Origin of the sequence: Sporomusa acidovorans (assembly GCF_900101845.1) — a bacterium.
Classification (GTDB): Bacteria; Bacillota; Negativicutes; order Sporomusales; family Sporomusaceae; genus Sporomusa; species Sporomusa acidovorans.
In genome coordinates, this window is sequence record NZ_FNAM01000001.1 from 77,576 (window position 1) to 102,211 (window position 24,636).

Sequence of the window (24,636 nt, forward strand, 5' to 3'; positions counted from 1 at the left end):
GAGGCAATCACATGTCAGCTCACAAATTTAAGTTTCAAATGTATCGCTCTCTCCAACAAAATATTCCCAATATCTATGCAGACGCCCGCAAAGCCGCTGACGAAATTAATATACCCAAAGAGCTTAGAGGCAAGTTTGGCTTGACTGGTGCTATCTCCGGCTGTCCGGCTCCTCTTCGCGATGATATTATGGAATTTAGTGAACATGGTGCCAAAGAAGTAATTCCACTTGCTAAGCTCGTGGATGAGATTCGTGAACTAGTTAAATCCGTGTATGGTGACGAATATGATGCCTGTCCTGTTACTACTTGCGAAGCAGGATTATGGGTGACTTTTGACAGTTTGTTTAGCCCACCGATGATGGGGCGCGGTGATAACTATCGGGCACGTTATATCGCGCCTTATGAAAAGCATCTTCATCATCAAGGGTCATATGGCCGTCCTTTTCCAGCCCGGTATAAGGATGTATTAGCCGATCGTGGCAGTACTGCCGGCGAATTGGGCTTTTACGGCAAACGCCAAAATAACCTTGATACCATTATCGTACCGTTGGCGGGTGCCCGTTATGATGTTCATGGAATTAAATACCATCCTGTACCTCTTCTGACTGATGTTGATCCTGACGAATCGTTAGATATCTTAACTGAGCATGCCAGTATTCATGCCCCGTTTTTGACAGGCATTACCAGTCTTGGTTATGAAACTCCCGGTTATGGCTATGCCGTAAAAGATGAAGAGGGGACGCCAATTCTGCAAAAATATCTGGCTGACCTGGCTCATTCCTATGATATTCCCTATGTCATTGACAATGCCTGGGGCCTTCCATTCGTAGGGTGCAATCCGCTAAAGAATGGTGCCGACGTCATTATTTACAGCATGGACAAGGCTACAGGTTCCGCTACCAGTGGCCTTATTATCGGTAAAGAAGAATTTTTGGTGCCTATTCGCCGCGCTATGGGCGTACATGGTGACCGCTATGGTACTACTGCATCCTATGGCAAGGCTGCATATGTAGCTTTTGATCCGGGGAAAGAGGCTCTCCTGACTCAAATTCAGGCTCTTAAGGTATTGCGAGATAATCCGAAAGTATTAACTAAGCCAGTCGATGTTTTGGAAAATATTATTAAAGAAGAATTTGCCAACATTAATCTCCCCGCTCACCTCAAAGATGGCATACTGATTTCCAAATCCTATAATTCAACTGCTGTTGAAATTAACTATGAAAAAACTTGGTCTAATGGTGAGCTTGGTATTCCTATCTTCTCAATTGAGGATATGTATGCCGGCAGCAATATTTTCCAGACTGGTATGGCACAAATGGGAGTAATCCCGACTGTAGCCTATGATGGAAACATTTATGTGTCTACAGGTTTAGCCACTACCGATAATAAAGGTCGTCTGCTTGAGGACGTAACCCGTTATGCCATAAAAGCCCTAGTACGCCTTATTGAAATAACGTGCAAGTACGCAGGTATTGCCTAAACAATTAACAGGAGGTAAACATCATGGCCAGAGTAGTTGTCATCGGTGGCGGATGGGCCGGCTGCAGTGCAGCCGTGTCCGCCAAAAAAGCCGGTGCGGCTGAAGTTATTTTGCTTGAACGGGCAGATATGCTTCTCGGCACAGGATTGGTCGGCGGTATTATGCGTAATAATGGCCGCTTTACGGCCACCGAAGAAGCGGTTGCCATGGGCGGCGGCGATATTTTTGCAGCGGTTGATCAGGTCGCCCGTCATAAGAATATAGAGTTTCCCGGTCATAAACATGTAACCCTTTATGATGTTGCTCATGTTGAGCCCGCTATTAGAAAAGTTCTGGAACGCTTTAGTGTTCAATATAACCTAATGGCCAGAGTACGCGATATTACCATGGAGGGGCAGAAGATTAAATCAGTTATTACTGATCAAGACGATGAGGTATATGGCGACGTATTTATTGAGGCCACCGGTACTGCCGGTCCTCAAGGCCAATGCAGTAAATACGGCAATGGTTGCGTCATGTGCATTATCCGCTGTCCCTCGTTTGGTCCGAGAATAAGTATTGCTGCGCGTGCGGGTGTTCAGGAGATGATTGGCAAAAAGGCAGACGGCAGCTTAGGAGCAATGAGCGGTTCTTGTAAACTCCACAAAGAATCATTAAGTAAAGCTATTGTCACAGAACTCAACAGCAAAGGCGTAGCCGTTATTCCTATTCCCGAAGAGCTTAAGAAGGCTGAATCTTTATCGATAAAAGCCTGTCAGCAATACGCCCTGAAAGAATTTGCCGACAATATAATACTACTTGATACGGGGCATGCTAAACTTATGTCGCCATTCTATCCTTTAGATAAGTTGCGTAAAATACCGGGATTTGAGAATGCCCGCTATGAAGATCCCTATGCTGGCGGTGTGGGTAACTCCATGCGTTTTACCGCGCTATCACCGCGTGATAACGCCCTTAAAGTCCAGGGGGTTGATAACCTATTTTGCGGCGGTGAAAAAGCCGGTCTTCTTGTAGGACATACCGAGGCTATTGTTACAGGTACTTTGGCAGGTCATAACGCCGTTCGTTCTACGCTTGGTAAAGAAATGCTGGTATTGCCCGAAGCATTAGCCATTGGTGATGCAATTGCCCATGTTAGGGAACAGATGCAAACAGAAGAAGGGTTAAAACTTAAATATACCTTTTCCGGAGCTCAGTATTTCAAACGTATGCAAGAAAAAGGTCTGTATACCACAGATGTACAGGCTATTAAAGACCGTGTGGAAAAAGCTGGCTTAACTGGCGTATTTTCTCGCCCAGTCTAAGGAGGTAGCAAGATGTCGGTAACTTTGACAACAGCACATTGGCTGTTTCTCTTTTGGGTCGCTGTGGTTATCATCGTCATGGGATTCCGTAAAGATCCGCTGATCCCTTGTCTCTTAGGCCTGCTAACAGTAAGCTGGCTTTTCAAAAATAGCTTTCTTGGCGGTATTACCAGCGTATATAATGCGCTCATTGTTGCGGGAAATGAGTTTTGGGGGATAATTGTTATTATCTCTCTTATTGTATCCTTATCGAAACTATTGAGTGAGACAGGAGCCGACTACCTGGTTATGAGTCCTGCGGCACGCCTGATGATTAATGCCGATATTGCTTTCTGGGTAATTGGCATTGCGATGATGGTGGCTTCCTGGTTCTTTTGGCCGTCACCGGCTACCGCGCTAATCGGTGCAATTATGTTTCCGGTAGCAGTACGAGCAGGACTTCCCGCGATTGGTGCTGCTATGAGCATGAATTTATTTGGCCACGGTATTGCGCTTTCAACAGATTATATTATCCAAGGTGCCCCCACAATTACTGCTAAAGCTGCCGGATTTGCCGACCCTTCTCCAGTTATCCAGGCAAGCATACCACTAGCACTGACAATGGGGCTTGTTGCCACAATTGCAGCCTATATTATTATAAAGAAGGATATTCGCAGCAATCCTGAACGTATTGCTGCCGAACGTGAGACCATAATAGGCAAAGAAATCAAAAGAGAATTGACCGGTGTATCGTATTTCCTGGCCGTAGTTACCCCGTTGGCTTTTGCTCTTGATGTAGCCGCTATGTGGGTTCTGCAACTCCGGGGCGGCGATGCTACAGCCTTGTTAGGCGGTACAGCGGTACTCATACTGGCGGTAGGTACCATACTCAAGTATGGGTGGGAAGGTCTAGAAAAAATTACTGATTTTATTCGGGACGGCTTTATGTTTGGCATAAAAATTTTTGCTCCTGTTGTTATTATTGGCGGATTCTTCTTTCTTGGCAAAGGAGAATTGGCCCAGAGTATTTTAAGTGATAAAGCAGCGACAGGCTTTCTCGAAGATTTTGGTGTGGCATTATCCCAGACTGTACCGCTCAACAAAGTATTCGTTGCTTTAGTCAGTTTGGCAACAGGAATTGTTGTCGGCCTGGACGGTTCGGGTTTTTCGCCTTTACCACTGGTTGGCAGTGTTGCCGCCACCTTTGGTAAAGCCGGTTTTGACACAGCTACCCTGGCGGCACTTGGGCAAATAGCTGGTGTATGGACAGGCGGTGGCACTATTATCCCTTGGGGATTGATTCCAGTTGCCGCGATTACCGGTGTCAACCCAATTGATCTTGCCCGTCGAAATTTTATTCCTGTTGTGTTAGGATTTGCCGCTACTACGATCGTGGCAATACTCCTCATGTAAAGAATAATAATAACACGGGATAACCAGGCGGCAGCAAAGAAGGTGATACGGAGATATCATCTTTTATGCTATCTGGGGATAGGAGGTAAAAAGTTTATGCGGCCATTAGAGCAAGTTATGGATGCACTTGATGTCGAAACTTTTTTCGTTTGTGATAATGAGCAGCAAGGGCGCAGTTTAATGCTGGAACTGCTTAGACAATGGGGATTATCTGATATTGACGTAGTGTTTGCTCAACATATGGGACCGGGAATTCGCGTGAGAGGAAGGGCCTATATATATCGTCCGGCAGACAGATATAGTTGGATTCTTCCTGATTCTGAACGGAAATAGAGGCATAGAACCATGAAAAAAGTACTTTTGGCGCCTATCGATCCAGTACATGACATCGGCTTAAAAATGATAGCTCGAGGATTAGAGCAAGCAGGACATCAAGCTATATTATTGCAGCCAGATCTACCTGTTGAAGAAATAATTCAAAAAATTCTTCATGATCATGAGGTTGAAATATTGCTTCTTAGCCGTACGCTTGGCTACGGGGTAGGGGAACTGCTGGCACGTTTTATTGATCTTACTGATGCCGTCGGCATAAGAGAACGTGTCAAAATTGGTATTGGCGGGATGGCCATTCGCCCTGAATTGGCAGCAGAGCTTGGTTTTGATGCGGGGTTTGGACCAGGAACTACTGTAGAAGAGGTTATCTGTTTTGTAGAGGATCGTGAATATAAACCGGACCTAATACGTACCAAGAAAATCAAAAAAGATATGACAGCAAGTTATGATTATCATTATGGGTCAGCTGTAATTGGCAGCAAACTTAGCAAAATATCAGACATAATAATAGAATGGGTTAAAAATAAAACTTCCCCTGGCGTTGAACGCGGTCGCATCCGTGATGAATACTGGGATGTTGAACGTTGGCGTGACCGTCTTGGCAATGGCGATCTTGATAAATATTATTCCGGCTTTTGTAGTGAATTACCGCAAAAATTTTATAAAACAGGTGAGTTACATCCCAAAACCAGACGCTTTACCAAAGATGAAGTCATTGGCCTCGAAAAATACCTTGAAGAAACTAAAGCTCGTATGTCTGTTCTTAAGTTACAGCATACCAGGCAAAAACCTTTGGTATTTAATCAATATGGTACAGGCTGTCCCTTTATGGATATTGCCCATATTCTGGCTAGCGAGGCCTGGGGTGCCGATGGAGTCGTTCACTTCGATCCATCATGGGGAGCTAGAACCGAAGGGTTTCTTGATGGCTTTTTGACGCATCAGGAAGATGGTACAGTAATAACTCCTGCCAATCTTAATCGAATTTGGCTGGCCTTGGAAAATTCAACGCTGTGGCAAATTCGTGCCCATCGTGGCTTAAATACTCCAGAAACTGTAGTAATGGCAGGTAAAATTGGCGCCGACTTAACTAAGATTAATATCTGTTATGGCTCGCTTGGCGCCGGTACTGACCCCGAACGTATGACGGTAGATGGTTATCATTCCATTCAGTATGCCCAAAAATATAATCTACCCTTTGACATCGTTACCAATGAAGAGTTGGCAGGTGTGCCTGCTCATAAAGCTTTTGCAGGCATGTTAATTGTGACTGATTTGGCTATAAAACTTGGTGCAAAGCCCATTTTACAACCCTTGTTCGCTTATTCACCTGAAGTTATGATCAATGATCTCATGGATGATAACTATGTTAACTTTAATGCCGCCAAAATTTATGCACTTAGAAAAATCATTAATGCGCCGGTCTGGCCGGGTGCACCTATCGGGTTTCTGACACATACCGAAGACCGCGTCCAATCAGCTATGACAACCACCCTACATGCATGTCTTGCCATGTCACTAGGCGTAGATGCTATTTCAATAGCTTCTACTGATGAAGCCTACTCCGGCGGACCCATTTCTGTACCTGCTAAAATTGATACCCTTCGGGCAGTTCAGGATGGATTCCGTTTCTTCGGCCACGCTAATATTACGCCTACAGAAAAAGCACACCTTTATGCTGAGCAAATTGTTAACGGTATCGATGATGTACTTGACAAAGTCATTGCCGAAGGTGATTTTGTTGCTGCTATTCATAAAGGTATTTTAGGCAGTAGAGAAGAAGGGGCATATCCGGGACGAATCGGCAAGGATACGGTTAAGCAAAAAAAGTGAAGTTTCCATAAAAATATTAGTAATAAGTGTTGACATCTCTAGCTAAATTGGGTACAATAAACGTTGTCAGTTAGGCAAGGGTATTAGAGTCTGCTGGTTAAAGATAAGATCGGGGCGTAGCTCAGTTTGGTAGAGCGCTACCTTGGGGTGGTAGAGGCCGCACGTTCAAGTCGTGTCGCTCCGACCAGTAAAAAGCTAGTAAATCTGCAGGTTTTAGAAACCTGCAGATTTTTGCTTTATATACCGTGGTCCTTTCCATCTTGGCGGGTGCTCAGAATTGCTAACGTGCTGGGCTATGAAATAGTTTGGAAAAAGAAAGAATCTAGCAGTAGCCGGGTAGGAGGAGACAAAAATGGGGAAAGTTGCAAAATGTATGAAATGTGGAAAAGTATTTAATACCGAGGGAGCAATATTGAAACCAATAGGCGACGGTGGATATTTAGAATGTTGTCCTAAATGCGGCAGTACTAATGTCTATTATATGGACTACTTCCCAAGTGATGAGGATAGCTCATGGAAAAATTTTTAATATTCTCCTGAAGTCTTATCGAATTCGCAAATTAGCGAGTCAATGTAAGCTTTTGCTCTATTATTTTGAGAATTGGTTTGAGTAGACGGTGAACCGCTGAGCGTGTAAGCTAGGTTTACAATTTTTTTCATTGTGGCGGTCAGTTTCATTTGCGGGAAACCTTCGACGTTACCCGATAATGATATTTGATCACCATTAACATTGCCGGTTAAAGTGAGTTTGAATGAATTTATGTCGCCGAATACTGAAGTTATGGCACGATTATGTTTGGTAATGGTAATAACAGCGCTGGCTGAACTTCCTGATATTGTACATTTACCGAGATAATAATATCCCATATCGCCACCAACAACCTGATCGCCGTCAAGCATAACGACCCTTGAACCAAAATCCTTCATGTCTGATTCGAATTTGATGGACCAAAGTGATTTAGTCATAGGAATTCCTTCTTTCTTTAGTCTTGTTTTATAGAGTTCTTAGAATAATTATTAATTCCTGCAAATTAACGGAATTTTCCACATGGACTTCCAATATTATTTTGTGTTTTAGAAATTATTTTCCTTTTACCAGATGGTATGATAAAAACGGTAAAAGGCGATAACTTAATTTTTAGAAAAATATCCGGCTGGCAGGTGCGATTATGATGGCAAATCAAATAACTGTTCTTATATGTTAATCAAAATTATTAATTAGTTGTAAATAACCAGGGAGGAAATAGACGTTAAACTCTCCTTATTTTCATTTAATACAGGGACAAAGATATTTCAAGCTTCTGGGGTAAATCCCAGAAGCCTACTTTTATTTCCCTTTGTATTGTGATTTTTAGTGTTTAGCTCCAATTAAAATAACTGCCTAAACCGGAGTTCAGAGTATATAGACAAAACCCGCTCCTAAGCCTCTCGGCACTGAAGCGGGTTTTGTCTATTACTCTGGGCCCCAGACTATTCATTAACCTGGCTTTGGATTTATTTACGGCTTTACTGTTTGTAGTAATCTGCATTACGGTTCTCTGAATATTCTTCGTCGCTTTGTAATTCATAGATATAAACTAAACGATCTCACAATATAGGCGGCTAAAAATTTCGTTAAGTCGTTTGATCCATTTGTTTAATAATATTAAATACCTGCTGATAAAGATTTACAATTGCTGTTGCGTTAAGTGATAGCTGCGTGTTAGTTACAGCTGCCGCAATGATCTGTGTGGTTAATGTGGCAATTTGTTGATTATCCATCTTTGAGCCTCCCTCTGCATAGGTTCTAATCAATCAAATTCTTGCTCGTTTTGTTGATCAGGGCGACAAAATCCAATTGGAGCTTTCGGCTTTTCAGGATTTTGTCTTTTAACAGCAACCATCAAAAAACTGATCTGATTTACATGTTGTAACAACTGAACAGTAGAACCATCAGGCAATATACCTTCAAACCAAATAATACTGGGGTCCATATACCCTAAGCGCAAAACGCTGAATTGAATTGATTGTCCAAAGCTAACTAATTGCATACCAACTTCGTGCTCATGATCAAGTGACATGTCAAATAATTTAATTCTTTGAACAAGTTGACTGAATATATTCTTTGCAGTATAAGGCTCATATAATTTTTTCATTGCCTCTTTTGCTAAAGGCGTTCGTGATAATGTTGGGGGTGTCGTCGTTGTCAAATTAAAATCCATAGTTTCACCACCTTATGTGTCTGTTAGTTTATTATACGGTTTATGTAATAAGGAGGTGAAAAGTTATAACGAAGGAGTGCCGCACAAGCTGCGGATAATAAATTGTTTAATGTAAAATATTTCCAGGAAATAAAACGTATACTTATATAGAATATTATAAAGCAGGGTTAAATAACAGCTAATGTGTCAACCGTAAGAAAAAAACAGTTCAATTGCGAAAACAATTGAACTGGAAAATTGTTGATTTTTAAGTTACCTAGTATCGAAAAGCCCCAAGAACTACTTATTCTCAAGTTTGTCAATGATTTTTGATAATGCCAAAATCATTGTTCTATCAGCAATTTTGCATCTGTTGAGCGAGTCACCACCTTTGTAACACAGCTTATAAACTGTCCCAGTATGGATTTTTTCGCATATTTTAATCATATCACAGTCGTTAGATGATTTAGTAAATAGCATGTCCAATAGTATCACCTCCTTTTAGGTGATACTTCGATGGAATCCAAAAATTTCCTTGTAATGATTTGTAAAAAAGGTAAATGTTACGCTGCCTGAGCCAAATACAGATAGGGGAGGGCAACAACTGTATGAAAAATCAAAGCGATTGGATCTGCATTAATCATGACTTCTAATCATACAATGAAGTACAAGCAGTGATTAGGAGGAGATTCGATGATTAAGAAAGTGGCTGTAATGGGTTTAATGATTTTATTAGCCATAGCAAGTTATGGTAATTCGGAACCGCCTAAGGGACACTTAGTCAGTGAGTTTTATATTGTAAAATCCGGTGATACCTTAGATGAGATAGCCAGCAAGTTTATTGCAAAATCTAGTGTTCGTCGTGACATTCGTGAATTTCGTGAAGGAATCATTGAATTGAATTATGACAAAGTTTTTAAGGACAGGTATCCATACGGCACGATTTATGCCGGAGATCATCTGCAAATAAATTACTGGGAAGAGGACTGACGGTGAAAAAGCGCGCAGCCTGAAATTGCAATAGCAGTAATCGTTGCCTATGCATATTCTAGAAGACATGATATTAAACATGGCTAAAGGAACCTGTCAATAGAACGTATAAGGCTTGAAAAATAAGGTGAAACTATAATATTGCGTGAGTTACAATCGCTCATTATTATGAAAAAATTTAGAATCCAATTAATAAGATTGCCGCATTACTGTTAAAGATATGTATAGGTCCCGAATGAAGCTAAAATTGTATACTAGGTTAAACGAGTCATTGATTTATCAAGTGATTCAGTGTTCGTTGGGCAGTTATAAAATTTTTTTAGAAATTCTGCTGTTATAAATAGGAATAATATCTCATAGCTATAAATTTTTTTACGTGCTAAAATACTATATTAAGAGCTACTTGGGAAAAGTAAACGATAAAATTTCAGAAGGTGTATTTATTATGAAACAAATTGAAGAAGTTCTAAAATTAATGCACGAATATAAAACCCGGAACAATAAACCACTTACGTTAATAAAAATGTCGCATAAAACCTTTGCCGAAATACGTAATGAATTTTCTGTAACATCTGGTAGTAGGAATCCCGAATTTAATGGCGCAACTATTGAATTTTGTACTGAAATGGAGGAAAACGACTTTTATCGAAAGATACTATAATGTTACGAAGAATTTATGATTATAAGGTTTATTGCATATCTTGAAAATTGCCCAAATATATACAACGTGCTAAAGAATTTTACAGGCGGGTGGTGTGTTGGCAAAAGCGGAAGTCAGACGCCAGTGGGGGAGCGTTGTCAATACATACCCGCCTGTGCTTGTAAACTTCTTTAATACGGAATATATAGATGAGAAAAAATTATTAACGAAATTAAAAAAATTCAAATATATTTATTTTTAGCCCCTTTATTGGGCTCTCTTTTTTTGTCCAGAAACAGGCAATTGCTAGGTGGATCTGTTCTATTTACCAAACAATTGTTCTGTATTATAATATACATAGCACTTAAAGAAAGCTGGTGTTGACTATGTGTAATCAAAAAGAGTTATGGAAAGACATCGAGTATTTACAGGAAAAAATGCGAAAAACTATAAGAAGCAAAGGTGTTAATTCACCTGAAGCAAAGCGTGCAATTTTAATGTTTAGAAATAAAATGAAGGAATATAATAATCTAGTAAATTATTAGCATTTTTAGTTTTACTTATATTGAAAATAAAGAAACCGTTAAATTAATACATTTATAAAATGTTTATGATATAATTAACATAAAGTAAGCTAAGGAGGATTCTCTATGAGAAGAACGAATTTTATCCGTATTTTAACTGCTATAAAACTGATTTCGAATAATGTAAGTGTTATAGAGAACTTTAATAAAAAAGCACTGGTAACCGTTCGAGTGCCTGAAATTATAGGGGATTCTCCTAAGCAGCTTCGGACCTTACGAAAGGCACTTTCTTATTGTTCTTATTTTAGCATAAAGGCTGAAGAAGGCGAGTTACTTGTTACTTTGGAATTTAATTGGGAGTAATAGCAAACAGCTTAGCCATGTTATGATAACCAAAAAGAGCCCTAGGGCTCTTTTTATTTTTCAGTAAGTTTTTTCTTATTTGCTTAATGAGCAAAAACGAAATTACAGAGCAGTTATTGCGGACAAAAGGGCAAGCCGCAAGTGTAAGTTATTTCCTACGATAGTAACTAAGATGGTCTTCACTTCTAGCATTGAGATGAATATGATATTACAAATTATTGTTAGATAAGGAGGCATCTGGTTTGTCTCATTTTGCTATCATTGATGTTGGTAGGGCAGGATTTGAAATTGTGCCAATAACGCCTGAAGGTAGTGCCTATATGGCAAAATGCAGAGGTACGATGACGTACTCTAAACGGAATATCGCCAAATCAGCGGTTAAACGAATGGAAGCAACTTTAAGCAAACGTATCAAAATAAAATAGCCGGTTAATCCGTCCGCAAAAATAATAGTAAATAGTGTTGCTGCTAAGAAGCTTATAAAATCAAGTAACGAACCGTTGCTTAGTAAATTACGAACATAACAAAAATAAACCTGCCGTACAGGCAGGTTGTCTTGTAGTTACCAGGTTGGAATTACATCTCACTATACAGAAAAAATTACTATATAACAAATCAATGCTGCTATAAAAAAGCAAATTCCTAGAATTACTGGAGCGACACGATATAGAATACATAACGTATCTAGGGATTTTCCAATGGTATTAAGAAAAGAAGGTCTCATTTGAAATTCCCCCTTTAATATGTTTGTACTATTATTTTAACAAATCCATTATTGTATGTATATACTTTTCCGTTAATCTCTTTATTTACGTTATATACCAGGAGTTCTGCTGTAACAAAAAAATCGAAATGGAATTGGCAGAATTTTTACATATTAGCAGGATTTTGGAGACTGATGTATAATAGTATCATTATTAAAAAATTAAATTGGCAAACCTTCCGAAAGGAAGGGACGCAAAGCCATGGGTCTAAAGATGTAATCATCTATGATAGCCAGGTTGCATAAAAAGCAATCTGGCTATTTTATTTTAGAAAAGAAGGTGAATGAAATGGCTCTGAATAGATGTTCCTGCGGAAGTAAATTTTTTGAAAATGTGGATGTGACACCGGCCGGAGTTAAAGAAAAAAGATATTTTACAAGATGCAAACAGTGCGGCTTAGTCATAGCTGCTCATGGATGTAGGGCTCGGAGGCAAGAGCATTTGGTATTATCCTATGTATTACATAACATCGGTTGGCTCCCTGGTAAGGTTTATCATATGCTATCGAGGTGAATCGGCTGAAATAGGAGCCTGATACAGAATAACAATTAATTTATATTGTAGTGAGAAACATATTTTTGGCAGTGCTTCAGTATTTTTTAGCGGTGCAGCTTTCCAGTTATGAACAGTTTGGTCAAAAAGCTGATTATTTATACTACGGCCGGTATCATGTATTTCGGTTAATTTGCTGTAACAGTTGCGCATTTTCATATAGGTACATAACCATGATTGGCATGATTATCAGGCTCATTACGTCAGTGACGGCACGATGGAGGACGGCTGCATAGGGAAAACGTCATGAAAGAGGAAGCGGGAAGAAGTTTATGCTCGTTAATTACGGGTTAGTTGCAGTCATCTTAACTGGAATTTATCACATCAGTATCATCAAACGAATTAATTTATTTTCCTAAAACAATTTATAGTTTGACGGTATTTATATCAATTATTTTGAAAAAAAAAGAAACTGGGTCGATTCGGAAGATATTAGGGTAAACTGCAAATTACATAGGTTCTTAACTTTCTTTTTGCTTAGATATAAGCAGACGGGCACTGTTACTAAAATAAACTATTCAGCAAAAAGTGCTATAATAAATACAAAAGGAGATGTTTGCAATGGGAGATAAAAGCCCTAAGAATAAGAAGAAGCAACTTAGGAGAATTGCTGAAAAAAAAGCTGCTGCTCATAAAGAACCAGCTAGCACTTTAAAATCTGAATAACTTCTGGCAAACTGCAATCGATTAGTTGTAACTTGTAGAATGGATTACTTTATCTCCTGGCATGCGCCAGGGGGTTTTTTGTTATATTGTCAACTAATTAATTGCTATATTTAATGAAGCGCAAGTAAAATCTCTTGTTGTAGTTTTTATTAAATTTAAAGGATTTTGTCGAAAAAAAAAGAAATATATAATAAGTCGGGAGGAAAATTTATGAAAACACAGATAAGTCAATGCACTATACTAAAAAAGAAATGTCAATATACTCCGACTAAAGGGAGGACTTCTAATCACGCTAAGCCATATCCCAGGCAAATAAACGGTGAAGAAATCTCAATATATCAAGCTTTAGAAAGATATATGTCAAAATATTCCCTTTAGTACTTTTTAAAGAGTGTCTAAAAAGCTAAAAAGAGTGCTATTTAGAGTGAGGTGCTAATAAATGTCAGCATTTAAAACATTGGGCAGATGAACTCGATTTGCTTTCTGCATTTTTAGCTCTATCAGTTTGTATACCAAGAAACCTTCTTCTCTAGAATGCGAAAGAAGGTTTTTTTGATGAGATGAATGTTTAGCTATTTTTCACATTTATTTTGTCAACCTTAAATTTAGTGTATAAAGACTATTGTCAAATTAAACAACCCCCGCTTATGAATTTAGATAGAAATGTAGTGACATTTAGTTCTTTTTGGACATGTCATCTTCCTTTATAACAATTGCTATAAGTGCTATGATTTTTATAGGGAGGGATAATATGTTAATTAACGGAATAAAGGTGATTGCTGAAGAGGGCATAGTAGAATCTCAATTACAAGATATCGTAGCCGAAGAACAAAAACTCTGGGGGAAAAAAGGTAAAAAAATTGCTAAAATAGAATTGACTATTGACGGTCAAGAAGTTGTTGTCAAAACTACAGAACGCTCACCAATTACGCGGACTCGGAGAATAACAGGATATTTATCAACTGTTGATAGGTTCAATGATGCAAAAGTAGCAGAATTAAATGCAAGAGTTGTGCATGTATAAAAATATTTAGCTAAAGTAAATATTTAGTTAATTGACAAGCCGTTGCTAAGAGGCCGGTTATTTTTATTTTAATAGGTGGTGAAATTGGCAATAAAAATAAAAACGTAATGAAAAGGGGAATGAAAATGAATCATCCAATATTGGAAGACTTGCTGCAAAAAGTGGACTGTAAGTATACTTTAGCTGTTTTAGCTGCAAAACGAGCCCGGGAAATCATTGAGGGTAGTGAAATATTAGTAGAAACCAAATCGGCCAAACCGGTCAGTATTGCACTAGAAGAAATCGTTCAAGGAAAAATAAAATATCAGAGAACCAAGGATGGAATTAAATAAATAAAAAACCGTATCAAGCCGATACGGTTTTTTATTTATCAAAATGTGCGCCAAGAAAAATAGGGCATGCCTGAAAACAGCTTAAATAATACGAACAATATGCCTTAGGTATACATAAGATGGTATAGAGATCATTCCATAATTGTGATAGGAGGTATTTTGAATGCCCAATAATACCTGTCAGGAATTTGCCAGAATTTTGGGTAGTACCATTATTATGTCCAGTGAAAGTTCCTGTGTTGTTTCAAGAATGCGAGATATTGCTGTAACTATTTTAGGCAGAACATCAACATCACCGCTAACATTAGCGGCAATGTTCTCTTATGAGTCTCCCGACGACCAGGGGAGGACATTAAATCTGGGCGAAACTGTAATATTGCCAAGAGAAGTTAACCCCTTTATAGACGTTTTAAGAGATAATGGCATAATTATTACGGCATTACACAATCATTGGCTTTTTGAAAGATTGCGTCTTATGTATATTCATTTTGAAGTGATAGATAATCCTTTATCGTTTGCACGTAATGTTGCAGAAGCATTTGAAATTCTCAATTTTAGAATAACAGAAAATACTTTGGAATAAATATTTGACATAAATTTGAAAATTGCGCTGAAAAATATTTAAATTAAAAAATTTATTTATTTCTGCAGGATTTTTTCCCTTATTGCCCAATAATACTATCAAAACTAAATAAATTTAAGCAAACCTTCTGAAAGGAAGGGACGCAAAGCCGTGGGTCTAACGATGAAAAAATCTATGATTGCCAGGTTGCACTAATTGTGTAATCTGGCAATTTTTTATTGATTAATTTGGGGGTGTTAGGATGGGGGATACAGCTGATAATAGTAATTTTAATTATCCTGATTTGACTGACGAGGAATTAAAAGAATTGTTGGAGGAATTACCTCAATTTATAAAAGAATTAGAAGAGTTATTGTCAAAAAAATAATGTTTTTTCTGCAAAATAAGCTAATTGCTGGTAAAATAGAAGTAAAAAAATTTTAATTTTAGCTATAATAATATTCAGAATTTCAGACAAAAAATATTTTAGTATAATATGCTAGTAAAAGATGCTGGGGGATTCGTAAATGTTAATTATCGCAATTAGTTTTATCAGTTTAGCAGGTCTTTTTTATACTCTGGCTGTATTGGCTGAAAAAACTCAGAACATTTTAAAATGGTGGCACGTAATGTTTTTTTGGATGGGCTTAGCTTCTGATAGTATCGGTACTACCGCAATGAGCAAGATTGCAGGGAGATTTCAAGCAGACTTTCATGGATTAACTGGTTTATTGGCTATACTTCTTATGTTCGTTCACACAATATGGGCAACATATGTACTACACTCAGACAATAATCATCTCAAAGTAAATTTTCATAAACTAAGTATCTTCGTATGGCTAATTTGGCTAATCCCTATGATCTCAGGGCTGATATTCAGTTTTTTTAAAACACAATAATATAATAAATAGCTGCCAGAAGGCAGCTATTTATTATATTATAAGGTATTAACTGTTTCATATAGATTTTTACAAACCTGTTCTAAAAAAGGGGAAGGATTATCTGTATAAAAGAGATGCAGACGATGTAGTGCCCGGGTGCAGATAGTATAAAGTATGTGGCGATCAGATTTTTGATAGTAATTCTGAGCGTTGGCATTAAACACTAATACAGCATCAAATTCTAATCCTTTAGCCAAATAAGAAGGAATGACAACGACACCATGATGAAACTTATCATTCTCTTCAATGACAAGGTTAGGGCTAACGGATTTTATAAGCTTACGATATACGGTTTCAGCTTCTGAAGCGTTCTTTGTAATTATGGCAACAGAATGCCATCCTTGGTAAAAAAAAGAATTTATAGCACGAGCAAGCACTGCATCTAATTTCAATGGATTTACATGACTAACAACAGGCAGCGAACCAGGGCGGTTAATCGATTGTCCTGTCGATATATCTGGCAGCAGTGCTTGACAAAAAGCCTGTATTTCCTTTGTTGAACGATAACTTTTGTGCAAGCGGAAAAACAGTGGCGTTTCTAGGTTATTAAGTATTTGGCCGGCTTCGACAAAAGAGGAGGATGTTAAAAATGGCTGCACGGCTTGCATAGGATCACCAACAATCGTCCAAGAACTGTTAGGGAACATGTGAGCAAGAATTTGATATTGAAAAGCGGTATAATCCTGTGCTTCGTCAATTACGACATGCTTAATAGCAGTATTAATTGCAAAACCATGCAATACACCCTGGAAATACAAAAATGGTCCGATATCCTCATAGGGTAGCCATCTATTATTTAGAGACTTACATGTTCGCTTTTTGATTAACCCCCATTCAACTGGAAGAGAAATTCCGGTTTTTTGAAATAGTCTATTATCCGTAAATAAGTTTTTATACTCAACTTCGGCGTCTAATGTAGTTAGTTTCTCAATTTTATCGGTAATTGGTTTTAATTCATCCCTTGCTTGAATCCTAGCCAATGCTTTTATTACCTTTTCATTGATTTCCTCACCACGGTCAGAAATCTCTCTTGCTTTTTCCTCGCGAATAGTATGAACAAAGTCGCGCATGCGGTTTTGAATAATGATTCTTATTTTTTCTAAGCGGAGAGCAGGCGGCATCTTGCTAAAACTATCCGTATAATAATGCCGCCATTCATCTTGACGAAAAAAAGTTTTTCCGCGGATTATGATAGCCGGATGTGTATTTATCCAGTCTGATGCAAGCCAGTTAAGATATTTTATCAAAGCCTCCCTGAACTCTTTTGACGATTTAAATTTTATGGCAGATGCCCGCACCTTGTTGGGGTGAGCCGACAGCATTTTTTCAAAATAATTCTTACGCGTTTCAGTCTGCAGCGAATGATTGGTAATGGATTGAGTCACATAATCCTGAAACGTCATTTGCACTACATTTTCTTCGCCAATTTCAGGTAAAACATTGGAGATGTAATCGCTAAATATATGATTAGGTGAAAGAATCAGTACATTCCTTGCTGTTAACTTTTGACGCTCATGATACAACAAAAAGGCGATTCGATGCAGAGCTACCGATGTTTTACCGCATCCTGCCGGGCCCTCAACAAATAAAATTTTATGGGTCTGATCACGAATTACTTGGTTTTGTTCATGCTGTATACTGTTAACAATGGTATGCATCTTATCGTCAGCACTTTTCCCTAATAGTTGTTGCAGAATTTCATCATCAATTTTCAAATCGGAATCAAACATATATTCGATATGAGCGTTAACAATTTTATATTGACGTTTAAGCGAAATTGTACCTGATATTGTTCCCGCAGGACAACGATAAGCGGCTTGACCCCGTCCATAATCATAAAACATACTTGATACCGGCGCACGCCAGTCATAAACCATAAAATCGCCACTAATACTGTTACCTAGATTGCCAATTCCAATATAGATTTTTTCCGTTTTGCTATAGCCAGCCTCAGTAAAATCAATACGGCCAAAATATGGGGAATTTAGCATTTTCCGCAATCGGTCTGAAGTCTGGTTAAGATGAGAAGATAGTAAACGCTGCCGGTTCATCGTCTCGATAAATTGTGCCTCGTCTATCGAGCTGCCAGCGCCTGACTTCCAATATTCTTTCAGGGTAGAGTGGAGAGAATGCTGGTGGTTGGAGGACGTTTGCTCGCTCATTTTAATTTGTGCTTCTATCTCTTGCCGTGTTTCCGCCAGTCTGGCAATTTCAAATTGTTGTTCCTGCTTATTCATGCTTCCTCCCCATATTTCTTCAATAGTAAATACAAGCGCCTACCAACAATGATAGGCGCTTGTTGTTATTGAGCGCTGCGAGCCATTAGGCGGGCCACTTTACTAGCGAAGCTAATGGGATCGTCCGGAGTTATTCCTTCCATTAATAATGCCTGGCCGTATAATAAATCACAGTAGTCTTTAAAGGATTCGGAGGTTGGATCAGTTTGGTATAAATTTTTTAACACCGTAAATATTTCATGATCGGGATTAATTTCTAGAATCCGTTTAGCTTTATACATAGTTTTGTTCATTTCAGACAAAATCTGTTCCATTGAAAGACTAATACCTGAATCGTCGCTAACCAAGCATACAGCGCTGGACTTCAAACGGTTACTGATTGTAACATCAGCTACTTTGCCATTGAGTTGATCCTTGATGGCCTTAATCAGAGGTTCATTCTCTTTCGTTTTTTCTTCTTTATTTTTTTTATCCTCAGGTGATTCAATGTTATCAAGTTCTAAGCTGCCGCGACTGACTGATTGAAACTTTTTCTCTTTATATTCATGCAAGGCGTCAATCGCAAACTCGTCAACGCGATCAAACAAATACAGAACTTCAATGCCTTTTTCACGAAGTAATTCCATTTGTGGCAAGCGTTCAACTGCCGAACGATCTTTACCTGTTGCATAGTAAATCACTTTTTGATTTTCCGGCATACGCTCCGTATAAGCTTCCAAAGTGGTTAATCCTTCAGGGGAGTTGGAAGAAGCGAATAACAATAAATCTTTTAGTTTATCTCGATTTTGAAAATCAGAATAGATTCCGGTTTTAATGGCTCTTCCATATTCTTGCCAGAATTTCTCATATTTAGGACGATCTTTGCTTAGCATATTTTCCAGGGTTTTTAGAATGCTTTTTTCAAGATTTTTACCAACCCGCTTTAATTGCTGGCTTTGTTGCAGTAATTCGCGGGATATATTAAGAGAAAAATCAGGTGAATCGACTAAACCGCGAACAAAGCGTAAATAATCCGGCAACAATTCCTGGCAATTATCCATAATAAACACATTCTTTGAATAGAGGCGGATACCGGTCATTGACTCTTTTTGATAAAAATCAAAAGGCGCATGAGCGGGAAGGTAGAGGAGGCTTGTATATTCTACTACGCCCTCCACTTTGGAATGAATAATTTCTAAAGGGTCTTCCCAGTCGTGAAAGAGATTTTTGTATAACTGATGATATTCTTCCTGGGTAATATCATTTTTATTTTTAGTCCAAAGGGGAGCCATGGAATTAAGGGTACGAACCTCGACTGTCTGAGTAGCTGGAGCATCTTCAATTACTTTCCCCTCAGCGTCCAGTGGTTTTTCATCTTTTATAAAGTTCATTTTGATTGGATAACGGATATAGTCGGAATATTTTTTTACTAAATTTTGCAGAATATACCGGTTAAGAAAATTTTCCTCAGGATGTTCGGAAGAACGGTATTCTTCTTTAAGGTTCAAAATAATCGTAGTGCCCCGTGCGTCTTTGTCACATTCTTCAATTGTATAAGTACCGTCACCGTTTGATTCCCATTTAATACCTTTTGATTGTCCGGGAGCACGGGTAAGCAGTGTCACCTTTTCAGCAACCATGAAAGCCGAATAGAAGCCAACGCCGAACTGGCCGATTAATTCCGTATCGGCCACAGAACCGGCAGTCTTTAGTTTATCAAGAAAAGCTTTGGTGCCTGACTTAGCGATTGTGCCGATATTTTCTACAACTTCGTCATAAGTCATACCCATACCATTGTCAGAGATAGTGAGCGTGTTGGTCTTTTCATCAGGAAGAATAAAAATTTCAAAATCTGAATTATTCTCAAGCAGTTCATGATTAGTCAGAGCTTCAAAGCGAATTTTATCAATAGCATCTGAAGCATTAGAAATAAGTTCCCGCAGAAAAATCTCACGGTTTGTATAAATTGAATGAACCATCAGATCCAGTAACTGTTTAGTTTCAGCCTGGAATTCTCTTATTTGTTTGCCGCTTGCTTCTTGAACCATAGGTACCTCCAATATTAACAATAATTTCATTTGTTAGCACTCTTATAAAGCGAGTGCTAATATCTATTTAAATAATACCGAAAATAAACGGCAAAATCAAATATTCAGTAATATAAAAACGGAAATTAACCGTGTAATCCCCGCAATCAACTAAATTATCTCTTGTTTTTGTGGAATATCATGTTTTTTCTCAACTTAACTGTCTTTGCTTTTAGATTTACTCGGAATCATCATTATATTGTCCTAAAATCCGAACAGATTCAGCCGGGGGTAACTGTTCAACCGCCTTGAGTTTCCGTTCAATAGCCCTGGTCCGAACGGCAGCAGAATCAATTTGTTTGCTGGCTTGCTCCAATTTTTCCTTCGTTTTGGTTAGAACGTCACCAAATTTACCAAACTCAGTCTTAACAGCCCCCAGAAGTCTCCAGACTTCGCTGGAATGCTTTTCAATTGCCAACGTACGAAAGCCCATTTGCAGACTGTTTAACAAGGCAGCTAAAGTTGTTGGCCCGGTAACGTTAATACGGTATTCACGCTGCAGGCTTTCACAGAGGCCAGGACGCCGCAACACTTCGGCATACAATCCCTCAACAGGCAAAAACATAATTGCGAAATCGGTCGTATTGGGAGGATCAATGTATTTTTCTCTAATAGTCTTAGCTTCCTGGCGAATCCGGCTTTCTAAGCTGGAGGCAGCCGCAGCGGCCAATTCGCTATTTGCTAACTCCTGGGCCTCTAACAGTCGTTGATAGTCTTCTTGCGGGAATTTCGCATCAATTGGCAGCCAAACAGTGCTATTATTACTATCTTTGCCCGGCAGGCTAACGGCAAATTCTACCCGGTCCTGGCTGCCGCGTTTTGTTGCCACATTGGCTGCATATTGCTCGGGTGTCAGTACCTGTTCCAGGAGAGACGCCAGTTGCATTTCTCCCCAAATGCCGCGGGTTTTAACATTAGATAAGACTTTCTTTAAATCGCCAACACCTGATGCCAGTTGCTGCATTTCACCTAACCCTTTATGCACTTGCTCCAGTCGCTCACTCACAAGCTGAAAAGATTCGCCTAAACGCTTTTCCAGGGTAGCATGCAGTTTTTCGTCGACTGTAGCTCGCATATCCTCAAGTTTTTTGCTGTTATCCTGCTGAATTTCCGTGAGTTTTCTTTCAACGGTTTCACGCAGTTTGTCAAGTTTTTGTTCATTAAGTTGTGTAAGACGGGCAAATCTTTGATCATTGCTATTGGTAAATTTATGTAATTCGCTGCCTAACTCTTCCCTAAGTATTTTCGAATGAAAAGCTATTTCTTGTCGGTTTTTCCCAAGCTCATCGCGTAATAAAGCTTCCAGTCGTTCCTGATTATAAATAAGTTGTTTGAATGGCATTAAATCAGATTTTCCGTTTTTACGCACTTGGACTAATAGTAATAGGAGGAGCCCGCCGTTACCTAGAAGCAATAATAGATTGATTATTGTAATTATGTCATTCATCAATTCCACCGTCCATTACTTGTTTGTTATCTTAATTCAAGGAGAACATTGGCAAATCCTTTATCAGACAGAATTTGCACCTAATTCTAATTATAATTGAATAAAGAAGGAGTTTTTTTGTTATTAATAGAAAATAATGCCCTGTTAGATTGGATAATAGTGGCATCAATTTTGCGTAGGAGGCTTGGTCTATATGTCTAACAAGGAACAATTGATAACCCAGACAATTGATAAATACGAACACTATATTAACCCGGCAATGGCTAAACTGTTCCGGTTCATGGGGCTGTCCACTATCGAATGGGAAGCTGAAGGCAATGTGATCCGGGACATTATGGGTAAGGAATATATTGATTGTCTGGGCGGCTATGGCGTATTCAGTCTGGGACACCGTCATCCCAAAGTGGTCGCAGCGGTTAAGCGCCAATTGGATTTCATGCCTTTGTCCAGCAAAGTGTTATTTGATAAACCCATGGCTGATTTGGCAGAACTTATGGCAGAAATAACGCCAGGTGACCTACAGTATAGCTTCTTTGTCAACAGCGGTGCCGAAGCAGTGGAAGGCAGCCTTAAACTGGCACGGGTGCATACCGGCCGGAACAAAATCCTTGCTACGGTGAACTCGTTTCATGGTAAAACACTAGGTGCCTTAAGTGCGACCGGGCGCGACATGTTCCGGGAACCTTTCCAGCCGCTGCTCGCCGGCTTTAGTCATGTGGCATTCGGCGACATCGATGCAGTATATCATGCTGTGGATGAGGAAACAGCAGCCGTCATTATTGAACCTATTCAAGGGGAAGGTGGAATCATTGTTCCTCCTGATGCATATTTACCGGCAGTACGTGAAATCTGTGATAAGACGGGCGCCCTGCTAATTTGTGATGAAGTTCAGACCGGCCTGGGCCGCACTGGCAAGATGTTTGCCGTTGACCATTACGAAGTGGTGCCTGATATTATAACAACAGCAAAAGCGCTTGGTGGCGGCGTTATACCGATTGGAGCTTTTACTGCCCGGCCCAAGGTATGGGACAAGTATATTACCAGTCCTTTTCTGCATACTTCAACTTTCGGCGGCAATCCTTTGGCGTGTGCTGCTGCTATTGCTGCTATTGGCGTCATACGTGAGGAAAACTTAAGCAAACGAGCGGAACAAAGCGGCCGGTATTTTATGGGCAAATTAATAAAACTAGCAGAGACGTATCCTGAGGTAATAGCTCAAGTTCGCGGTAAAGGGCTTATGCTGGGGATAGAATTGACGAAGGAAGGTATTGGCGGACTGCTTTTGGCTGAAATGATTGACAAGGGTGTGCTTATTGCCTACACTCTTAATAATCCTAAAGTCATTCGCATTGAACCACCACTTACCATTGAACAATCGCAGATTGATTATGTCATTACTGCGCTGTCCGGTGCTTTAGAAAAGGCGCAGGCTATGTTGGAAGATCTATAATTATTACTAAGACGGGAGGAAATAATATGCCATATGTGGAAGTTACTCTGCCTGTAAAGGCCGACCGTGGACAAATTTTTCCCATTTTGAGAGATATGGAAAAATATCCTGAGTTTATGGCTGATTTAGTTAGTGTAGAAGTGATGGAACGAAAGGATAATACAACAATAACAAAATGGGTATCCAATGTAGATGGCCGCATTATCAAATGGACAGAACTTGACACTTTTGATGAAGCCAACCTGCATATTCATTATAAGCAAATCGAAGGCGATTTAAAAAAATTTGAAGGAGATTGGATATTAACGCCGCTTGACGGTGGCACAGAAATTAAATTAACAGTTGATTTTGAATTTGGAATTCCGATGATCGCGGGATTGCTCAATCCGATTCTAAAAAAGAAGGTACGGGACAACAGTATGAATATGTTGACTGCCATCAAAGAACGCATGGAAAATCCAGCGTAAATGCTTGTTGTTAATTCTGAGTTAATCACTTATAATTATAGTAGACTCAAAAAAGAAATGGAGGGGCGATGTCATCTTTAGCTAGCGTGGGTGCTTAAGACCAGATTACTATAAAAAATACAATATGGAGGTGTCTTATGAACACGCTTAAAACTACAGTTTTACTTGCTGCATTAACGGGTTTGCTCATTGCAGTTGGTGCTTTTTTTGGCGGCACTAAAGGCATGACGTTCATGTTTGTTATTTCGATTTTAATGAACTTTGCCAGCTACTGGTTTAGTGATAAAATTGTGCTGAATATGTATGGCGCGCAAGAGGTTACACCACAAGATGCACCAGATCTAGTCCGCATGGTAAGTAACCTCGCTCAAAAAGCCAAATTACCGATGCCCAAAGTTTATATTATAAACACGGATGTCCCGAATGCCTTTGCCACCGGCCGTGATCCTGAGCATGCCGCCGTAGCGGTTACTACGGCTATTATGCGCACGCTTAATTATGAAGAATTGGAAGGTGTTCTCGCGCATGAACTGGCTCATGTTAAAAATCGTGACACACTGATTAGTACAGTTGTCGCCAGTATAGCCGGCGTAATCACGATGATTGCCAACATTGCCCAGTGGACAGCAATTTTTGGGTTCGGCCGCAACGATGATGAAGAAGGCGGTATTAGCGGTATTGTGGAGTTTGTTTTTCTGGTAGTACTGGCGCCGCTGGCCGCAACCCTTATCCAGCTTGGCGTTTCCCGTTCACGTGAGTATCTCGCTGATGAAACAGGTGGCTCTGTATCCGGCAATCCGTTGGCTTTGGCCAGCGCCCTTAAAAAAATTGAATATTTTGCGCAACATAAGGTTATGCCTGAAGCTACTCCGGCCACTTCGCATCTTTTCATTGTGAATCCATTTAGTGGCGCTGGCGGCATGATTACCAACTTGTTCAGTACCCATCCTTCAACTGCTGATAGGGTAGCTAAATTAGAAGAACAGGCAAAAAAACTGCGATAGCTTCTTTTCTTCCTAAAAGTCACTGGCAGCTTTAACTGCCCAGTGGCTTTTTATTTTTTTTAGAATTTTTACCTAAAATAATCC

At 39.4% G+C, this 24,636-nt stretch carries 24 protein-coding genes, 1 tRNA gene and 2 riboswitches; of the genes, 19 read left to right on the forward strand and 6 right to left on the reverse strand.

The features are described from left to right. Positions 1–11 precede the first annotated feature (11 nt). The 7 genes from BLR65_RS00455 to BLR65_RS28860 all read left to right on the forward strand — a co-directional run bounded on the left by BLR65_RS00455 (position 12) and on the right by BLR65_RS28860 (position 6,872). Positions 12–1,481 (forward strand): PLP-dependent aminotransferase family protein, encoded by a 1,470-nt coding sequence (locus tag BLR65_RS00455; protein ID WP_093791357.1) that lies wholly within the window; start codon positions 12–14, stop codon positions 1,479–1,481. A 23-nt stretch (positions 1,482–1,504) separates the two neighbouring features. Continuing rightward, positions 1,505–2,785 (forward strand): FAD-dependent oxidoreductase, encoded by a 1,281-nt coding sequence (locus BLR65_RS00460; protein WP_093791359.1) that lies wholly within the window; start codon positions 1,505–1,507, stop codon positions 2,783–2,785. A 12-nt stretch (positions 2,786–2,797) separates the two neighbouring features. Next, positions 2,798–4,177: a hypothetical protein gene (locus tag BLR65_RS00465; RefSeq protein ID WP_093791361.1), complete on the forward strand. Its 1,380-nt coding sequence runs from the start codon at positions 2,798–2,800 to the stop codon at positions 4,175–4,177. Positions 4,178–4,273: 96 nt separating this feature from the next. Beyond that, positions 4,274–4,510 carry a hypothetical protein gene (locus BLR65_RS00470; RefSeq protein WP_093791363.1) on the forward strand — a complete coding sequence of 79 codons (237 nt, stop codon included), beginning with the start codon at positions 4,274–4,276 and terminating at the stop codon, positions 4,508–4,510. A gap of 12 nt (positions 4,511–4,522) precedes the next feature. Then, positions 4,523–6,343, forward strand: coding sequence for a cobalamin B12-binding domain-containing protein (locus tag BLR65_RS00475; RefSeq protein ID WP_093791365.1), 1,821 nt, complete (start codon positions 4,523–4,525; stop codon positions 6,341–6,343). Positions 6,344–6,453: 110 nt separating this feature from the next. Continuing rightward, a tRNA-Pro gene (locus tag BLR65_RS00480) sits at positions 6,454–6,530 on the forward strand. Between the two features lie 165 nt (positions 6,531–6,695). Further along, positions 6,696–6,872, forward strand: coding sequence for a hydrogenase maturation nickel metallochaperone HypA (locus BLR65_RS28860; protein WP_143122458.1), 177 nt, complete (start codon positions 6,696–6,698; stop codon positions 6,870–6,872). Here BLR65_RS28860 and BLR65_RS00485 read toward each other — a convergent pair. The 3 genes from BLR65_RS00485 to BLR65_RS00490 all read right to left on the reverse strand — a co-directional run bounded on the left by BLR65_RS00485 (position 6,869) and on the right by BLR65_RS00490 (position 8,544). Further along, complete coding sequence (locus tag BLR65_RS00485; RefSeq protein ID WP_093791367.1) at positions 6,869–7,309, reverse strand: GrlR family regulatory protein; 441 nt, start codon at positions 7,307–7,309, stop codon at positions 6,869–6,871. The genes BLR65_RS28860 and BLR65_RS00485 overlap by 4 nt on opposite strands. Positions 7,310–7,957: 648 nt before the next feature. Beyond that, on the reverse strand, positions 7,958–8,104 hold the full coding sequence (locus BLR65_RS29360) for a hypothetical protein (RefSeq protein WP_169716862.1): 147 nt from the start codon (positions 8,102–8,104) through the stop codon (positions 7,958–7,960). Positions 8,105–8,133: 29 nt separating this feature from the next. Next, on the reverse strand, positions 8,134–8,544 hold the full coding sequence (locus tag BLR65_RS00490) for a DUF6173 family protein (RefSeq protein WP_093791369.1): 411 nt from the start codon (positions 8,542–8,544) through the stop codon (positions 8,134–8,136). A gap of 672 nt (positions 8,545–9,216) precedes the next feature. On the opposite strand from BLR65_RS00490, the gene BLR65_RS00500 reads away from it, so the two are divergent. The 9 genes from BLR65_RS00500 (at position 9,217) to BLR65_RS00545 (ending at position 15,839) form a co-directional block, all read left to right on the forward strand. After that, entirely contained in the window at positions 9,217–9,513 is a 297-nt protein-coding gene (locus BLR65_RS00500; RefSeq protein WP_093791375.1) for a LysM peptidoglycan-binding domain-containing protein, read from the forward strand. Positions 9,514–9,958: 445 nt separating this feature from the next. Continuing rightward, positions 9,959–10,174, forward strand: coding sequence for a hypothetical protein (locus tag BLR65_RS00505; RefSeq protein ID WP_093791377.1), 216 nt, complete (start codon positions 9,959–9,961; stop codon positions 10,172–10,174). Positions 10,175–10,803: 629 nt separating this feature from the next. Then, positions 10,804–11,040, forward strand: a complete 237-nt coding sequence (locus BLR65_RS00510; protein ID WP_093791380.1) for a hypothetical protein — start codon at positions 10,804–10,806, stop codon at positions 11,038–11,040. 242 nt (positions 11,041–11,282) lie between these two features. Continuing rightward, positions 11,283–11,465 (forward strand): hypothetical protein, encoded by a 183-nt coding sequence (locus BLR65_RS00515; protein ID WP_093791382.1) that lies wholly within the window; start codon positions 11,283–11,285, stop codon positions 11,463–11,465. A gap of 497 nt (positions 11,466–11,962) precedes the next feature. Continuing rightward, a riboswitch (cyclic di-GMP riboswitch) is annotated at positions 11,963–12,049 on the forward strand. A gap of 1,724 nt (positions 12,050–13,773) precedes the next feature. Then, positions 13,774–14,046 (forward strand): anaerobic ribonucleoside-triphosphate reductase, encoded by a 273-nt coding sequence (gene nrdD / locus BLR65_RS00530; protein ID WP_093791388.1) that lies wholly within the window; start codon positions 13,774–13,776, stop codon positions 14,044–14,046. Positions 14,047–14,171: 125 nt separating this feature from the next. After that, positions 14,172–14,378: a DNA-directed RNA polymerase subunit omega gene (rpoZ, locus tag BLR65_RS00535; protein WP_093791390.1), complete on the forward strand. Its 207-nt coding sequence runs from the start codon at positions 14,172–14,174 to the stop codon at positions 14,376–14,378. Positions 14,379–14,541: 163 nt separating this feature from the next. Next, complete coding sequence (locus BLR65_RS00540; protein WP_093791392.1) at positions 14,542–14,961, forward strand: DUF1259 domain-containing protein; 420 nt, start codon at positions 14,542–14,544, stop codon at positions 14,959–14,961. 107 nt (positions 14,962–15,068) lie between these two features. Beyond that, positions 15,069–15,155, forward strand: a riboswitch (cyclic di-GMP riboswitch). Between the two features lie 47 nt (positions 15,156–15,202). Further along, positions 15,203–15,328, forward strand: coding sequence for a hypothetical protein (locus BLR65_RS31270; RefSeq protein WP_281241468.1), 126 nt, complete (start codon positions 15,203–15,205; stop codon positions 15,326–15,328). Positions 15,329–15,467: 139 nt separating this feature from the next. Beyond that, positions 15,468–15,839 (forward strand): HsmA family protein, encoded by a 372-nt coding sequence (locus BLR65_RS00545; RefSeq protein ID WP_093791394.1) that lies wholly within the window; start codon positions 15,468–15,470, stop codon positions 15,837–15,839. A gap of 38 nt (positions 15,840–15,877) precedes the next feature. Here the strand turns inward: BLR65_RS00545 and BLR65_RS00550 are convergent, their stop codons facing one another. From BLR65_RS00550 to BLR65_RS00560, 3 genes are all read right to left on the reverse strand, one after another. Then, complete coding sequence (locus BLR65_RS00550) at positions 15,878–18,118, reverse strand: HelD family protein (protein WP_093791396.1); 2,241 nt, start codon at positions 18,116–18,118, stop codon at positions 15,878–15,880. A 65-nt stretch (positions 18,119–18,183) separates the two neighbouring features. Continuing rightward, complete coding sequence (gene htpG / locus BLR65_RS00555; RefSeq protein WP_093791398.1) at positions 18,184–20,145, reverse strand: molecular chaperone HtpG; 1,962 nt, start codon at positions 20,143–20,145, stop codon at positions 18,184–18,186. Positions 20,146–20,362: 217 nt separating this feature from the next. After that, a complete protein-coding gene (locus tag BLR65_RS00560) occupies positions 20,363–21,631 on the reverse strand; it encodes a DNA recombination protein RmuC (protein ID WP_093791400.1) in 1,269 nt (422 codons plus the stop codon). 193 nt (positions 21,632–21,824) lie between these two features. On the opposite strand from BLR65_RS00560, the gene BLR65_RS00565 reads away from it, so the two are divergent. The 3 genes from BLR65_RS00565 to htpX all read left to right on the forward strand — a co-directional run bounded on the left by BLR65_RS00565 (position 21,825) and on the right by htpX (position 24,552). Beyond that, positions 21,825–23,081: an aminotransferase class III-fold pyridoxal phosphate-dependent enzyme gene (locus tag BLR65_RS00565; RefSeq protein WP_093791402.1), complete on the forward strand. Its 1,257-nt coding sequence runs from the start codon at positions 21,825–21,827 to the stop codon at positions 23,079–23,081. Between the two features lie 26 nt (positions 23,082–23,107). Beyond that, on the forward strand, positions 23,108–23,548 hold the full coding sequence (locus BLR65_RS00570; protein WP_093791404.1) for a type II toxin-antitoxin system RatA family toxin: 441 nt from the start codon (positions 23,108–23,110) through the stop codon (positions 23,546–23,548). Positions 23,549–23,685: 137 nt separating this feature from the next. Beyond that, positions 23,686–24,552: a zinc metalloprotease HtpX gene (gene htpX, locus BLR65_RS00575; RefSeq protein WP_093791406.1), complete on the forward strand. Its 867-nt coding sequence runs from the start codon at positions 23,686–23,688 to the stop codon at positions 24,550–24,552. The last annotated feature ends 84 nt before the right edge of the window (positions 24,553–24,636 follow it).